Below are 16,395 nucleotides of genomic sequence, written 5' to 3' on the forward strand. Positions count from 1 at the left end.
GTGAAGAACTTAAAGGGGGATACATTATTGTATTTGATTCTCTTTTATCCGTTGAGACTTATGAAGTTGGGAGATGATCAAATGACTGATTTTGAATGAAAAGTGCACCGGATTATCTTTAGATCCAATTCAGGAAGAACCCCTCCTTGGATGAATTGAAGAGAAAAACTGGCAAGGATGAACGCGCTATTCGGGAAACAGTGAAGAACCTCATGAGGCAGCGTATGCTGAAATGGGATAAGAATAAAAACAAGTGGATGTTTTAAAACAATATAATGAAGAAACAAAAAAGCCTTTTCCGAAGAAAAGACTTAAGCTGTTCAAGTTTGAAGGCGATCAGAAGCTACTTTGATTGTATCTTGTGCTTGTTTTTCTACTGAGCTCATACCCAATCCACATACTAAAGATAACGACAGACCCAAAATAATGCAGATGCTTTTTTTCATACTGGCACTCTCCTTCTTAAGTTTGATTACGATCAGATGAAACTTGATATGATCCATCAAATGAAACAACCGAAGCCGTTAGACCGGCCCCTGACATTAAAACGACAGCCGATACAATGATAAATACGCCTTTTCTAAAATTCATACAGGCATTCTCCCCTCTGAATTTGTTTTTGCGTTTGAATCATTTTTTGATGATAAAAATAAGATTTGTCATATTGCTTTGATTCTGCATAAACAGCAGCCGTATCAAGAGCAATATCTTCTACATACGAATAGTTTTTATTTTTCTCAAGGTAATCAATTGTTTTTTTGATTCCCATTTGGTCTATTGCATTAATATATAAAGCCTCCAAATATTTTTGCAGAGATTCAAACAGCTTATCCCCTTGATATATCGCTGATGAAAGTCCCTTTTTGCTGATTTGAATCGCCTCGCTTGTTTTCCCTTGTTTAAATAGAAGCTTTGCGTATGTAAACAAGGAATGCGGAAGGTTACCCAATTTATACTTTTCAGATATCTCCGCTGCTTTTTTTAAGTAGATTTCAGCTTTACTGTATTCTTCTAGGTCTCCGTAATTCTTTCCTATGTTGTAATAAGCAGAACTGAGCAGCCTTTCATTATTGTTTACTTGTTTCGACAACTCTAAAGCTTTTTCTAAATGAGGCAAACTTTTTTCAAAGCGTTTAAAGTCAACATAATTCCCAGAGATGACGAATAGACATTGAATTTTCCGGACCTTATACAACTCATACTGATCGTAAATATCGAGCGCTTGCTTTACGTGATGCATGGAGACGTGGCTTTGTTTCATACCGTAATATGCTTCAGCCAGTTTAAAATGAAACTCCGCTCTCTCAATTTCATCATGCACATGAACGAGTTGTTTTTCAGCCTCTCTATAAAAGCCGATCGCCTTTACATACTGCTTTTGATCAAATTCATACATGCCGCGGAAAAATAAAGAGTAATAGCACAGCAGGCCGGAAATTCCTTTATTTGATGCTTCGATTTTTTCCAGCAGCTCGTCAATTGTCGGTCTCACACGGGTAGTCACCGGTTCTAAATAATCCAGCATGAGCTGATGGCGGAATTTCATGAGGGTGTAGTAAATCAGTAGATACTCGTCTTCTTCCATCTCATTTATTTCTTGTTCCACTTCCGCTTTCAAAATCTCCGCATCCGGAACACTGAACTGACGTATCATTTTGTACCATTCATTAATCTTAACGCCAACCCCCGATGACGGTAAAACAGAACTCACAAGGCCACTCCTCCTTTTATATAATATTCTAACATTTCCATAATATGTTTGGACGAAAAAAAACCGCAATTTGTTTGCAGTTGCCAGATTACTTATTTTCACATAACTGTTGGAAACGTCCATTCTATTTGCGATAATAAAACTAATGTATGGGGAATATAAATGGGAGGGATTAAGGATGTGTCATTTAAAATGAGCCTTACTTTATCACTCAAATGTTTTAAGCTGTATGAAAATGTGTACTTTGGGATAGCGTTTATAAGTAGACTCTCTACAAGTCTACTTTATTTTTTCTCATAAATAAACGAGGTGAAAATCAATGGATGGTATAGAATTTTTAGAAAATATGACACGACTCGGAGTACTCATTTTGGTGTTCTCAGGATATGCTGTTTATTGGAAATTAGGTAAAACAAAAAGAGAGCGAGGGCTTACAAAATTTGAAGCTTGTCTTAGGTTCTCTGTCATGTTCGGTATATTAGCTTGGGGGGTTCGACTCTTGCTTTGAGTTTATGGTCATAATCTTTTTTGTCGATATTTTACTTATCCTGTCTAAACAGATTAAAACTAGATAAATGTACCCTTATTTAGAAAAATGTGTTACCGTGTAGTTTCTTGTACAAGTTTCTAAAAGAGGAAGTTATAATGTTGAAAAGATTAGTTTTTCTGGCGTTGACCCTACTTCTTGCTATTGTGACAATAGCACCAGCAGCTTCAGCAGCACAATTGAATCCTAAGGACGGTTTAGACGGCTTAACTGAAGAACAAATTGAAAAATCTGTTGCAGAAGTTGAGCACATCTTTACTAAAATTCTAGTTTTTGACAAAGAGACCGGCTATACAGTCAAAGAAGATGAGCTTGAAAAATCTCCTTATCCTCCTGCTCAAAAGGAGGGCATGATCGCTTTCGCTAATTATATGAATAAGGAATATAATAATACGGATGCCCAAATCAGTAGTGTTCAAGGATGTTTAGAGGATACACTTAACTTAAGTAAAGGTGCTTTGAATCAAGTTCAAAAAGCCATTGAAAAGGGCGAGTGGCTGACTGTTGTAGGATTTCTAGGAACTATAGGTTTAGCAATTTCCCCACCAGCAGTATTTGCATTCTTCCTGCTATGTGGTGCTCCAGTAGCAAAGATTGCTCCGAAAGAAAATTGATAAACAACAAAGCCGCCTTTAAAGGCGGCTTCTTCAAGCCTAATTGAAGGCGAAAAGCAACTAAACTTCCTCAAAATAAATTTTTCGTCCCCAAATTGTCCCCAATTGCTTTTTTGGGCTATTGCTCTGTTCCTGACAAATAAAAAACCCTTATAGAATAAGGGTTTAAAGGTATGGAGCCAAGGGGGCTCGAACCCCTGACCTCTACGCTGCCAGCGTAGCGCTCTCCCAGCTGAGCTATGGCCCCGTGCTGTAACGTCATGTTTTATTATAGACGAGTCTTCTATGAATTTCAAGCAGAAAATTCAGTTTGCTCATATTTTCCTGAGACGTTTTTCGAACATAAAAAGAAGACCCTCCTGGGGGCCTCTTCGTTTATCGCACGAGCATGATTAAAATGATGCCGAGGATGACACGGTAAATGGCGAACGGGACAAGCTTAATCCGGTTAATGAGCCGAAGAAAAAACTTGACGACTAAGAGGGCGACGACAAAGGCGCAGATAAAGCCGACAAGAAAAAACGGAATCATGTCATAAGAAAGACTGCTCCAGTATTTCACCAGCTTCAGAAGGCTTGCACCCGCCATAATCGGAATGGCCATAATAAATGTGAAGTCTGCGGCTGCCCGGTGATTCAAGCCGACAATGACACCTCCGGCAATCGTTGAGCCTGAGCGGGAAAATCCGGGCCATAAGGCGAGACACTGGAATAATCCGACACAGAAAGCCTGTTTGTAGGTGATTCTGTCCACCGTATCGATCGTTTCTTTCCTTTTATTGATCCAGTCCGCTATAAGCATAAGCACGGCTCCGGCAATTAATCCGTAAGCGACCGTTCTGACGGAGAATAAATAGCGGTCAATGAAATCCTCAAATAAAAAGCCGAGCACCGCCGCCGGAACAAGACCGACGGCGATTTGCGCGATGGTCAGCCTGTATCCCTTCTGCTGATCGCGCGTGACGTTTTTTTTGAGGCCGAGTAAATGTAATATCCGATCCTTAAACACAATGGCCACCGCCAGAATCGAACCGAGCTGAATCACCACTTTGAAGGAATTGGCGGCTTCCGGATTCATCAGGCTTCCGGATTTCAGCCAAATGTCATCCGCTATGATCATATGTCCCGTGGAAGAAACCGGCGCGTATTCCGTCAGCCCTTCCACGATTCCCAAAACGGCTGCTGTGAACATCTCCCATAGTGTCATCCCATTCTTCCCTTCATTCATCATTTACAAAAGAGAAGCTCTCCTCTGAAGGAAAGCCTGTCTTATAATAAATATCATGTCCGTTCCGATTTTATGACTTCGATACAGCATCATTTTTTCTTCTTCATATAAATGCGAGCGCATTTTGAACCAATCAAACAGATGGGTCGTGACCACTTTGATGACCGCATACCCCGGGATGGCTAAAATAATGCCGACAACCCCGAACAGCTTTCCGGCGGTTAAAAGAACAAAGATGATGGTAATCGGATGAATGTGAAGATTTTTCCCCATGATCTGCGGCGAAATTAATTTCCCTTCCACGAGCTGGACAACGGTCCAGACAATCGCAAGCTTCAGCAGCATAAGTGGCGAAGTGACCAACGCGATAATAATCGCCGGCGTAATGGCAATGGTCGGCCCTAAATACGGAACAACGCTCGTACAAGCGGCAATGACCGCAAGCAGGGAAGCATAATCAAGTCCGATAATCAGATAGCCGATAAATAATAAAAACCCGATACAGAAGCTGACGATGACCTGTCCTCTGATATAGGAGCTTAATCTGTGGTTCATTTCACTAAGCATCGTATACGTTTGTTCTTTCAGACGGGTGGGCACAAACTTTAAGATATAAATCGGCAGTTTTTTGCCGTCTTTCAGCAAATAGAACAGAATAAACGGCACGGTCACAATCGAAATAATCACTTCAGTCAGCGCGCCGATAAAATTCCCGACTCCGGTAAATGTGCTGTTTGCAATTGTCGCCGCCTGCGCCGATACTTTATTAGCGAGATCGGAAATGTTGATATTCATCGTCTTTTGCGCCTGATTTACAAAATCGCTTCCGATCAGGCTTTTCGTCTGATCTTCAACGATGTCCACATATTTCGGCAGGTTGTCGATCAGGCTCATGATCTGTTCCTTTAAAAACGGAATAATTGAAACGACCGTAATCGAAATCAGCCCTATAATAATGAGGTAAAGGAGCAGGATGGAATAGACTCTTTTCACTCTTATTTTTTCCAATATATCTACGATCGGATTAAGCAGATAATAAACAATTCCTGTCAAAATGACGGGGAGCGCAATCGTTTTGAGCAGGACGATAATGGGTGTGAAAATAAATGATGTCTTCATAAAGACAAGGATATTGAGACCGATGAGCAGCAATACAAGCAAAAACAAGACAAATTTATTGTCTAAGAAAAACTGTTTAAATCTGCCGCCCCATGTTTGCAATGTTTCCACTATTGTTCCTCCATCATATGTATTTTACTTAAATTGTACACTATCGTTCCTGTAATGAAAAATAATAACCGGCCTCTATGGGAATTTTTCCTATCCGTTTAGCTGGCAGCCTTTTTTTCCATTTATGTTTCTTTGAAAAAAAGCTATAATGTAAGCCAATACATAGAAGGAGCGATAGCAATGATTCGATTTGCAACAGTCGGAACGAATTGGATTACAGAACGATTTCTGGAGGCGGCTTCTGCTATTGATGACTTTCAATTAACGGCGGTTTATTCCAGAACTGAGGAACGTGCGGCGGAATTCGCCGGCAAACACGGCGCTGCTCATTATTTCACCAGCCTGAAAGAAATGGCGGAAAGCAAAGCCTATGACGCGGTGTATCTTGCCAGCCCGAATGCATTTCACAAAGAGCAGGCGGTCCTTTTTATGGAACACGGCAAGCATGTACTGTGCGAAAAACCGTTTGCGTCTAACGCAAGGGAAACGGATGAAATGATTCACGCAGCCAAAACGAACAGCGTTCTCTTGATGGAAGCCATGAAAACGACGTTTCTGCCGAACTTCAGCATGCTTCAAAACCACTTACATAAAATCGGACCCGTCAGGAGATTCACGGCAAGCTACTGCCAATATTCATCACGATATGATGCATATAAAAACGGTACGGTGCTTAACGCGTTTAAGCCTGAATTATCGAACGGTTCGTTAATGGACATCGGCGTGTACTGCATTTATCCGGCCGTCGTCCTGTTCGGCAAACCGAAAAACGTCATTGCGACCGGTCATAAACTATCATCCGGCGTTGACGGCGAAGGCACGGTCATTCTGTCATACGACGGATTTGAAGCGGTGCTGATGCATTCGAAAATCTCAAATTCGTTTGCCCCGGCGGAAATTCAGGGTGAAGACGGCACGATCGTTCTGGACAGCATTCACGGACCGGAACGGGCGGAAATCCGCTATCGTGACGGCCGGACGGAAGACATTTCAGTCCCTGATCTGAAACCGTCGATGTACTACGAAACGGCTGAATTCATCAATCTTCTTCGAAACGGACAGCGGGAGTCTTCCGAAAATACATTTGAACGTTCTTTCATTACGGCGAGCATTATGGAAGAAGCGAGAAAACAAATCGGAATCGTCTTTCCCGCCGATCAAAACTAAAAACATCCGCCCGGATTCGGGCGGATGTTTTTTATTTGGACGCTAACAGGTCAGCAAACGCTTTTGCATACTGCGGAAGGTCGGGCGGGCGGCGGCTTGATACAATGTGGCCGTCAGTTACGACAGCTTCATCCAGCCACTGTGCCCCTGCATTTGTCATGTCGTCTTTGATGCCGGGCGTGCTCGTTACTTTTTTCCTGCGAGAATTCCGGCAGATATAAGCACCCAGCCCGCATGGCAGATCTGGCCGATCGGCTTTTTCTGCTCGTTCATCGTACGGATGATGTCCAAAACTTCGGGATATCTTCGCAGTTTGTCAGGAGCCCAGCCGCCAGGCACGAGCACGGCATCATACTCCTGAATAATCAGGCTCTTAAAATCGTAATCCGCCGTCGCGGGCACCCCGTATTTTCCTTTGTATGAACGGCCCGCTTCTTCTCCTATTAAATGAACGATCGCGCCTTCCTCTCTCAGCCGGTAGACGGGATACCAAAGCTCTAAGTCTTCAAAATCGTCACTGACAAGCGCTATGACTTTTTTGCCTTCTAATCTCATCACTGCCACTCCCTTCTTTTATATTAGTGTATCGCTTTTTTCAGATGAGGAAAAGAAACAGCTCGTTACAGCTGTTCTTCGTCTTCAGACTGAATCGTAAATTTCCGTGTGACCTGCTGCAGTTCTTCAGCCATATGCGCAAGCGTTTCGGCGGATGAACTGATTTCTTCCATGGAGGCCAGCTGCTCTTCAGCTGAGGCGGCGATGTCTTGAATGCCGGCGGACCCTTCTTTGGCGACTGAGGTAATGTCCTCCACTGCGTTTGTCACATTTTGCGACCCGGCTGCAAGCTGCTCAAGCGTTCCGTTCATATGCTGCAAGGCGCCTGAAATCTGAGTCGTCATTTCTGAGATTTTTTTGAAGCTTTCGGCCGTTTGATCCGTAATATCGAGGCCTTCCTTCACATCTTGATTCACCGCTTGGAATACAGAAAGCGATGTGGCGATTTCTTTGACGATTTCCTGAATCAGCGTTTCGATTTCCTTCGCGGAGCCGGCGGATTGTACGGCAAGCTTTCTCACTTCTTCCGCAACGACGGAGAAGCCCCGCCCGTATTCGCCTGCTCTGGCCGCTTCAATGGCCGCGTTCAAGGCAAGCAGATTTGTTTGATCGGCAATGCCGTTAATAACGTTCAGAATGCTCTTAATGTCGTGCGACTTCGTTTCCAGCCCTTTTACGACGGCTTCCGCCTGCTGTACGGAACGATCAATTGTTTTCATCTGGCCGACCGTTTTCGCCACTAATTCTTCTCCGCTTCCGGCCGTTTCAGAGGTTTGGATGGCGGATTCAGTGATTTCCGCCGATACATTCGCCGTCTCGGCAATGCCGGCATTCATTTGGGAAAGGTGATCAGCACTTTCTTCCAATTTCTCGCTTTGTGATTCGTTTCCGTTTGAGAATTGTTCAATCGCCAGAGTAATATGCTCTGTCGCCTTGCTTGTCTGTCCGGCGGATGCCGTCAGCTCTTCGGATGAAGAAGCGACATGTTCGACGGATGATTGGATGACGCCGATGACAGACCGGAGTGATGCCGACATCTCATTGAAGCTTTGGCTGAGCTGCCCGAATTCATTTTTTGACTTGATGTCAATGACTTCCGTTAAATCGCCGTCACTGATTTTAGCTGATGTCGAGACAAGTTTTTTGAGCGGTTTTGCAATCGAGCGAATGATAAAAAAGATTAAAATACCGCCGACGATAAGAGAAACCGCCAGGATGATCAGCGCCATTTTCATGACAGGCGAGGCTGCGTCATGGATCTCACTGACAAAAAATGTGCCGGCGATTTTCCAGCCCGTCAGTTTGTTTGTCGTGAAGGCCATTTTCTTCTGCTGTCCTTCAAACATGTATTCAAACGATCCGCTTGATTTGGAAAATACCTCTTTCGTCCACTCTCCGGAGCCTTCCGTTCCCGCTTTTATAGTCGGATGGGCGATGTATTTTTTGTCCCCCGTTGTAATGAAGGCAAATCCTTTATGACCGATCTGGACGCGTTCGGAAGCGTTCAGCAGGTCGCCCAGATTAATATCAAGCGCCACAACGCCTGATCCGTCTTTTGTCTGCTGGGCAATCGTAACGACCGTCTGTCCGGTTGCAGCGTCTTTATAAGGCTCGGTAAACACCGGCTGTCCGCTTTTTTCAACCGCCTTTGTATACCACTCGCGCGTGAGCGGATTATAATCGGACGGCATGTCAGCGGACGGATATTTCACGAACGCTTTGTCGCGAGACGCGGCGTAAATTGACGTGACATCGTCATTTACGGTGACATACTGCTTCATTTTGTCGAGCAGTACCGATTTATTTTTCGTGTTCAGTTTTTCCTTTGTGATTGATTCGCTGTAGTAGTCAATCGCTTTCAGCTTGCCTTCGAGCATGTTTTCCAGCACGCTGTTCAGTTCGCTGACATTTCCCTGGGCGCTGTGGGTCAGTTCTCTTTCTAATGTACTCCCCGCCGTTTGGTAGCTGAAGTAGGCGAGTATGCCGACCGGAAGCACCAATACGGCTAAAAATGCCGCGATCAGCGGCTTGCTGATGGATGGCTGTTTGATCCAATGTATCAGTTGTTTCATTTTTTCAGTCTCCTTCTTTGAAAAGCTAAATCTAATATCGTCAGATAGGACAAAAGATTTATTAAAAAACTAAAAAAACACCCAAACAGCACATTTGGGTGTTCTATGACCTATTAATCTATTTTAAATCGTTTCGTCATATCACGTAATTCTTCCGCCATCTGGGATAACGTTTCCGAAGACGAACTGATTTCTTCCATTGAAGCCAGCTGTTCTTCGGCAGAGGCCGCGATATCCTGAATGCTGGCGGAGCTTTCTTTTGCGATGGACGCGATTTGCTCAGAAGCTCCTGAAATCTGCTGTGATCCTGCTGTCAGCTGTTCTACCGTCGCATTCATATTTTGAATTTCTCCGGCGATCTGGTTCGTCATTTCAGAAATCCGTTTGAAGCTCGTTTCGGTCTGATTCGTAATATCCAGTCCGCTCTCCACCTCTTTATTGACCGATTGGAACATGCCGAGAGATGTATTGATTTCGTTGACGATTTCTATAATTAAGCTTTCGATTTCTTTCGCTGAATCGGCAGACTGGACCGCAAGTTTTCTGACCTCTTCGGCGACGACTGAGAAGCCCCGGCCGTATTCACCCGCACGCGCGGCTTCAATTGCCGCGTTCAGCGCAAGAAGGTTTGTCTGATCAGCGATTCCGTTAATGACACCGAGAATGTTTGTAATGTCTTTTGATTTTGTTTCAAGTCCGCGCACCACTTGTTCAGCTTCTTTCACTGACCGGTCAATGACGTTCATTTGGCCGACCGTCTGGTGAACGAGCTTTCCGCCTGAATTGGCGACTTCCGCTGATGTGACGGAGGATTCGGTAATGACGGCAGATGCTTTCGCCATATCTTTAAGCCCGCTGTTCATTTGATAAATATGTTCCGCTGCGCTTTCGATATTTTCACTTTGGCTTTCATTTCCGTTAGAAAATTGTTCGATCGCCAATGTGATATGTTCGGTTGCCTTGCTTGTCTGCTCCGCTGAAGCCGTCAGCTCCTCTGAGGAAGATGCGACGTTATTCACGGAATCCTGGATGGCATGGATGAGAGACCTGAGTGAAGCGGCCATATTGTTAAAGCTTTTGCCAAGCTCGCCTAATTCATCTTTTGACTGAATCTCGATCGTTTCTGTTAAATCGCCTTCACTGATCTGTTTCGATGATGTCACAAGCTGCTTGAGCGGTTTTGTGATTGAACGGATAATCAGCACCATGACGATGGTTCCGATGACAATCGCTAATACGAGAACGAGCAGGGACAGATGAAGGATCGGCAGGGCCGCTTCATGAATTTCGTCCAGATACATTGTTCCGGTAATCTTCCAGCCTGTCAGCCCGTTCGTATCATAAGCCATTTTCTTTTCCTGGCCGTCGTATTTGTATTGAAAATCACCTTTTTTGCTGTTGTACAGCTGTTCAGCCCAATCCCCGTTTAATACTGTGCCTGACGTGCGGTTCGGGTGGGCGACCACTTTTTTGTCTTTCGTCAGTATAAAAGCGTAGCCGGATTTTCCGATGTTCACTTTCTTTGTCGTTTTCAGAAGCTCATCGATTTTCATATTGATGGCGACGACCCCTGAGCCGTCTTTCGTCTGCTGAACGACCGTCACGACCATCGTATTGGTGGAAGCCGTGCGATAGGGATCTGTTACAACAACTTTCCCCTTATTTTCCACGGCCTTTTTATACCAGTCTCTTTCAAGCGGATTATATCCTTTAGGCATCTGCAGATCCGGATACCGTGTGAAATGTCCTTCCGTGTCACTCGTATAGATGGATTCCACGTCTTTATTGATCTTCATGTACTCTGTGAATTTATCGGTAATTTGCGATTGGTTTTTCGGCTTGTACCGATCCTTTGTGAGCCAGTCGCTGAAATATGCCGTTCCGTCTTCCTTTTGGCTGATGCTTGTGTTGATCATATCGTTAATCTGCTGCACATTATCTAGTGCGCTTCCCATCATCTGCCTGTCAAGCGTGCTAACCGCCGATTGATAGGCGATAAAAGCCAGCGTTGAAATAGGAAGAATGAGAATGGCCAAAAAAGAAATGAGCAGTTTTCTTGTAAGCGATCTCTGCTTGATGATTTGCACAATTTTTTTCATCTGCTATATCTCCTCTTGCATGTTTACCCTTCATATCGGCAATTATGGGTAAATATACACATCCGAAAAGAAGAAATATACCGAAACATACTTTTTACCTATTGCAAAATTAGTCTTTTAGACTTAATTAAGAGTTTATCTTAAAACGCTTTGTCAGTTCGCGTAATTCTTCCGCCATTTTTTCCAGCGTGACGGCTGAGGAACTGATCTCCTCCATGGACGCAAGCTGCTCTTCAGCTGAAGCCGCGATGTCCTGAATGCCGGCCGCGCTTTGTCTGGAGACTGCCGCGATATCCTCTGAAGCGTTTGATACTTCCTGAGATCCGGCAGAAAGCTGTTCCACGGTTGCATTCATATTTTGCAGTTCACCGGCAATCTGATTTGTTTTAGCGGAAATGTCCCGGAAGCTTTTTTCCGTTTCGTCCGTTAACTGAAGTCCGCTTTTCACCTCGTGATTGACGGATTCCAGCATTCCGAGCGAAGTATGAATTTCTTTGACGATTTCATGAATTAAGGATTCGATTTCTTTCGCTGAATCGGCGGATTGGACGGCAAGCTTTCTCACTTCTTCGGCAACGACTGAAAAACCGCGTCCGTATTCTCCCGCTCTTGCCGCTTCAATGGCTGCATTTAAAGCAAGCAGATTCGTTTGATCGGCAATGCCGTTAATGACGCGCAAAATGCTGGTGATGTCCTGCGATTTGAGTTCAAGCCCTTGTACGACTTGCTCCGCTTTACTTACGGATTGGTCAATAGCGCCCATCTGGCCGGCTGTTTTCTTGACAAGCCGCTCACCGGCGCCGGATATCTCCGCCGATTCAATTGACGTTTCCGTCACAACGGCTGCCGCTTCCGCCAGATCGCTGAGCCCGTCTTTCATCTCATTCACTTGTGCTGTCGCTTTATCAATACTCTCACTTTGGTCTTCCGTTCCATTAGAAAACTGTTCAATCGCAAGGGTGATATGTTCCGTTGCTTTGCTCGTCTGCTCAGCCGAAGCCGTCAGCTCCTCTGAGGAAGAAGCGACATGTTCAACAGAGTCCTGAATTCCTTGAATAAGCGAACGGAGTGAATCTGTCATATGATTAAAACTTTTACCGAGCACGCCGAGCTCATCTTGAGAGCCGACATCAATGGTTTCCGTCAGATCTCCGCTGCTGATTTTTTCCGCTGAAGCTACGAGACGTTTTAACGGTTTGGTAATTGAGCGGATGACAAAATAAATGAAAATCATCCCTGCGGCGATGGCTATCGCCAATATGATAACGGCCAGAGTCAGAACCGGTCTTGCCGCATCCTTGATTTCATCCACGGACATGGTTCCGCTGATCTTCCAGCCCGTCGCTTCATTGGTCACGTACGCCATTTTTTTCGCTTTCCCGTTCAGCGTATATTCATAGTCGCCTTTTTGCCCGCTGTATAATGTATCAACCCATTTTCCCGATACCGCCGCGCCGGCTTTTTCATCACTGTAAGCAACAGCTTTTTATTTTGCTGAGGATAAAGGCGTATCCTTCTTTTCCGATGTTCACTTCTTTTGTCATCGTGATGAGATCGTCGATTTTTATATCAATGGCGACGACGCCTGATCCGTCTTGCGCCGCGCGGGCCATGGTGACGACCATCTTTTTGTTTGAGATGGACTCATAAGGGTCCGTGATGATGGTTTGGCCTTTATTCTCCATGGCTTCCTGATACCAGCTTCTTTCAAGCGGATTGAAATCGGCCGGCATGTCGGCATGCGGATAACGGGTAAACGTTCCTTCCTTGCTGCTTGAAAATATGGCGGACGCTTTATCATTGCTTTCAATAAACTGTTTGAACCTTTCTTGCATTTCCGTTTGGTTTTTTCTTTAAATTTAGCGCTTGTCGCCCATTCGCTGAAATATGCTGAGCTTTTTGTAAACATTCCGATCCGGTCATCAATCATATTGTTTAAGATTTGCACATTTCCTTCGGCGCTTTCCATCATTTGCTTTTCAACGGATGAAGCCGCCGAACGGTAGGCGCCGGCAGCCAATACTGCTACCGGAATAATTAAGATCAGTAAAAATGAAATAATAAGTTTTTTGGCTATTGATTTTCTGGCGATTTTTTTTGCTGTTTTTTTCAATTTTGTAAACCTCTTTCAATCATTTACTGTTTATATCGGCCGACTCCCTTTTTATTACATTGAAAATTAAGTCATAAATGAAAAATAGTTCTATGTACTCCCTTTGTATGCAAGACTTTTTATTTAATTATCCGGCTGTCACTATAAAAAAGGACGCCTTCCACCTGGAAAGCGTCCTTTTTTACTAGTTGATTTTAAATTGTTTCGTTAATTCCCGCAGTTCTTCGGCCATTTGCGCCAACGTATCGGCGGATGTGCTGATTTCTTCCATTGATGCAAGCTGTTCTTCTGCGGATGCGGCAATATCCTGAATGCTTGCTGCGCTTTCCCGTGATACGTCCGCAATATCCGTCACTGCAGCTGAAACGTGCTGAGAGCTGTCTGACAGCTGTTCAACCGTGCCGTTCATCGATTGAAGCTTCTCGGCGATGTCGTTCGTCATGCCGAAGATATTCTGGAAGCTTTCTTTCGTGCGGTCCGTTACGGCAAGTCCTGATTGCACTTCTTCATTAACGGATGTAAACATGTGAAGCGAAGTATTAATTTCAGCCGTGATTTCCTGAATGAGTTTTTCAATCTCTTTGGCAGAACCGGCGGATTGGACGGCAAGCTTTCTCACTTCTTCGGCTACTACTGAGAAGCCCCGCCCGTATTCACCGGCTCTTGCCGCTTCAATGGCTGCATTTAACGCAAGCAGGTTTGTCTGATCGGCAATACCGTTGATAACTCTTAAAATATGAGTGATGTCTTTTGATTTGGCCTCAAGGCCTTTTACAACCGCTTCCGCCTGCTGGACCGATTGATTGATGAGATTCATCTGCCCGACGGTTTGCTGCACATATTCTTCCCCGGTGCCGGCAGCTTCCTTCGATTGTTTAGATGCTTCCGTAATGGATGATGATGTGCGGGAAACGGCGGCGAGTCCGTCGTTTATATGATTCAGCTTGGCTGAGCTTGAATCGACTTTTTCGCTTTGCTCTTCATTCCCGTTTGAAAACTGCTCAATCGCCATTGTAATATGTTCCGTCGCTTTGCTTGTCTGCGAAGCTGAAGCGGTCAGCTCTTCCGATGACGCGGCCACGTTGTCGACAGAGTTTTGGATCGCGCTTATCAATCCGCGCAGAGATTCTCCCATTTCATTAAAGCTCGCGCCGAGTTCGCCCAATTCATCTTTCGAGCGGATATCAATGGTTTCGGTCAAGTCTCCGCCGCTGATTTGTTTAGAAGAGCGGACAAGCCGTTTCAGCGGTGACGTAATGGATCTGACAATCAACAGAATTAAAATTCCCCCGATGATAATGGATGCTGCAAGGACGAGCATTCCCATCGTCAGCACCGGTTGTGAGGCGTCTTTAATTTCGTTGAGCTCCATGCTCCCTTCTATTTTCCATCCGGTCAGTTTATTTGTCGTAAACGCCATTTTTTTATTTTGATCATCGAGCTTGTATGAAATAATGCCGCTGTCTTTGCTGTATACCTCATTCAGCCACGGGGTTGAAACTTTATCGCCCGGTTTGTGGTCTTTATGCGCGACATAGGTTTTATTTTTGGATGTGATAAACACGAATCCTTTTTGCCCGATTTTGATTCCCTGCATCTGCTTCAGCAGCTGGTCAATCGTAATATCCATGGCCACTACGCCTGTTCCGTCCTGCATCTGCTTTGCCACGGTAACGACCATGCTGCCGTCGCTTGCCGCGGTGTAAGGGTCGGTGACAACGAGCGTGCCGCCGGCTTTCACGGCGTCTTTATACCAAGTGCGTGTTCTCGGATCGTAATCGGCCGGAGTATTCTCCTTCGGCGCCTGTGCGTAGCTGCCGTCTTCCGTACCTCCGTAAATGCGGGCTACGTCCTTATGAATAGACGTGTATTGCCCGAACTTTTCTTCAAGAGCAGACATGTTTTTCTTTGAGAAGGATGACCCTTTTAACGTTTCACTGAAAAATTCAATCGCCTTTGCTTTTGCGCCGATATCATTTGTAATGGTTGTGTTAAAAGATTCGATGTTATTTTTCGCGTTGCCTGAAATCTGATCATCCAGCGAATTGCTCGCCGTATGGTATGAACTGAATTCTAACACGAGAATCGGTATGATTAAGATCACGATAAATGAAATGATTAATTTACGTGAAATCGATGCCTTTGTGCACCAATTAATGAATTTTTTCATATTAAGCTGCTCCCTCAAGTGTGATACCTTATATATCGGCTCAGTCTTCACATTTTGTTAACATTTCCTCATTTTTTATGACTTGATTTTCATTGCCCAAGCTTCCTGCATATCTTATAAAAAAGAGAAGGGGGCGTGCAGATGATTATCATATCCGGCCAAGTGCTTCGTCCTCATGACATCGCGAACTGGCAGACGGAAGAAAGCCTTGTTCCGTATATAAATGAACTGCTCAATTCTCCCGTACAATTTGATTACGGGTCGATTGCTGAACTGATGTTCGAGGTGCGGCTGCGCCGCCATATTGCGGAAGCCGCAAGAGAACTGCACGGATCAGGTGTGAAATTTGCAACTTTCGCCAAAACATACGGAAATACGGCTTATTGGAGAGTGACGCCGGAAGGAGCCTTGGAGCTGAAGTACAGAATCCCCGCTTCAAAAGCGATTCGGGACATTATTGAAAACGGGGCGTTTTACGCATTTGAATGCGCTACCGCCATTGTTGTGATTTATTATCTGGCCGTCTTAAAGACAATCGGTGAAGAACGGTTTAACCGGCGTTTCCGGGATATCACTTTGTATGACTGGCACTATGAGCATCTGCCGATCTACACGGAAACCGGCAGCCACTTTTTACGGGGAGATTGTTTATATTTTAAAAATCCTGATTTTAATCCTGCAAAAGCTCAGTGGCGGGGAGAGAATGTCATTGTGATGGGGAATGATCAATATTTCGCCCACGGTCTCGGGATTCTGACCGCTGAACAAATCATCCAGAGATTGAATTCTTTAAGAAAAAAAATGCCGTGCAGCCGGCTTATCTGCTTAACCAGGCAACAAGGCTTGATGCACCCGCGCTTTATCAGATCATGCATTAAAACAATCCCATC

9 protein-coding genes, 1 tRNA gene and 4 pseudogenes are annotated in these 16,395 nt (G+C 44.7%); 4 read left to right on the forward strand and 10 right to left on the reverse strand.

What is annotated here, in order from left to right:
- Nucleotides 1–320 precede the first annotated feature (320 nt).
- Both D368_RS20085 and D368_RS08425 read right to left on the reverse strand, forming a co-directional pair.
- Nucleotides 321–446: a hypothetical protein gene (locus D368_RS20085; RefSeq protein WP_261977451.1), complete on the reverse strand. Its 126-nt coding sequence runs from the start codon at nucleotides 444–446 to the stop codon at nucleotides 321–323.
- Between the two features lie 134 nt (nucleotides 447–580).
- Nucleotides 581–1,711 carry a response regulator aspartate phosphatase gene (locus D368_RS08425; RefSeq protein ID WP_128574728.1) on the reverse strand — a complete coding sequence of 377 codons (1,131 nt, stop codon included), beginning with the start codon at nucleotides 1,709–1,711 and terminating at the stop codon, nucleotides 581–583.
- A gap of 319 nt (nucleotides 1,712–2,030) precedes the next feature.
- Between D368_RS08425 and D368_RS08430 the strand changes: the two genes are divergently transcribed.
- Complete coding sequence (locus tag D368_RS08430) at nucleotides 2,031–2,219, forward strand: hypothetical protein (protein ID WP_007409859.1); 189 nt, start codon at nucleotides 2,031–2,033, stop codon at nucleotides 2,217–2,219.
- A 137-nt stretch (nucleotides 2,220–2,356) separates the two neighbouring features.
- Nucleotides 2,357–2,872: a hypothetical protein gene (locus D368_RS08435; protein ID WP_071392223.1), complete on the forward strand. Its 516-nt coding sequence runs from the start codon at nucleotides 2,357–2,359 to the stop codon at nucleotides 2,870–2,872.
- 174 nt (nucleotides 2,873–3,046) lie between these two features.
- Here the strand turns inward: D368_RS08435 and D368_RS08440 are convergent.
- The 3 genes and pseudogenes from D368_RS08440 to D368_RS08450 all read right to left on the reverse strand — a co-directional run.
- Nucleotides 3,047–3,119: transfer RNA gene (locus tag D368_RS08440), tRNA-Ala, on the reverse strand.
- A gap of 128 nt (nucleotides 3,120–3,247) precedes the next feature.
- Nucleotides 3,248–4,078 (reverse strand): undecaprenyl-diphosphate phosphatase, encoded by an 831-nt coding sequence (locus D368_RS08445; protein WP_007613337.1) that lies wholly within the window; start codon nucleotides 4,076–4,078, stop codon nucleotides 3,248–3,250.
- Between the two features lie 87 nt (nucleotides 4,079–4,165).
- A pseudogene (locus D368_RS08450) lies at nucleotides 4,166–5,329 on the reverse strand (AI-2E family transporter); the annotation flags it as partial.
- Between the two features lie 180 nt (nucleotides 5,330–5,509).
- Here D368_RS08450 and D368_RS08455 point away from each other — a divergent pair.
- Nucleotides 5,510–6,496: a Gfo/Idh/MocA family protein gene (locus tag D368_RS08455; protein ID WP_071392224.1), complete on the forward strand. Its 987-nt coding sequence runs from the start codon at nucleotides 5,510–5,512 to the stop codon at nucleotides 6,494–6,496.
- Nucleotides 6,497–6,527: 31 nt separating this feature from the next.
- On the opposite strand, the pseudogene D368_RS08460 reads toward D368_RS08455, so the two are convergent.
- The 5 genes and pseudogenes from D368_RS08460 to D368_RS08480 form a co-directional block, all read right to left on the reverse strand.
- Nucleotides 6,528–7,051: pseudogene (locus tag D368_RS08460) on the reverse strand (type 1 glutamine amidotransferase domain-containing protein).
- A gap of 65 nt (nucleotides 7,052–7,116) precedes the next feature.
- The gene (locus D368_RS08465) at nucleotides 7,117–9,123 is read right to left on the reverse strand and encodes a methyl-accepting chemotaxis protein (protein WP_071392226.1); all 2,007 of its coding nucleotides are present in this window, start codon (nucleotides 9,121–9,123) and stop codon (nucleotides 7,117–7,119) included.
- A 113-nt stretch (nucleotides 9,124–9,236) separates the two neighbouring features.
- On the reverse strand, nucleotides 9,237–11,222 hold the full coding sequence (locus D368_RS08470) for a HAMP domain-containing methyl-accepting chemotaxis protein (RefSeq protein WP_032876853.1): 1,986 nt from the start codon (nucleotides 11,220–11,222) through the stop codon (nucleotides 9,237–9,239).
- Nucleotides 11,223–11,349: 127 nt separating this feature from the next.
- Nucleotides 11,350–13,335 (reverse strand): annotated as a pseudogene (locus tag D368_RS08475) (methyl-accepting chemotaxis protein).
- A 184-nt stretch (nucleotides 13,336–13,519) separates the two neighbouring features.
- Nucleotides 13,520–15,505, reverse strand: a complete 1,986-nt coding sequence (locus D368_RS08480; protein WP_128574720.1) for a methyl-accepting chemotaxis protein — start codon at nucleotides 15,503–15,505, stop codon at nucleotides 13,520–13,522.
- Nucleotides 15,506–15,646: 141 nt separating this feature from the next.
- Between D368_RS08480 and D368_RS08485 the strand changes: the two are divergent.
- Nucleotides 15,647–16,383, forward strand: a pseudogene (locus tag D368_RS08485) (protein-glutamine gamma-glutamyltransferase).
- The last annotated feature ends 12 nt before the right edge of the window (nucleotides 16,384–16,395 follow it).

Origin of the sequence: Paenibacillus lentimorbus NRRL B-30488 (genome assembly GCF_000411595.1) — a bacterium.
GTDB classification, from domain to species: Bacteria; Bacillota; Bacilli; order Bacillales; family Bacillaceae; genus Bacillus; species Bacillus velezensis.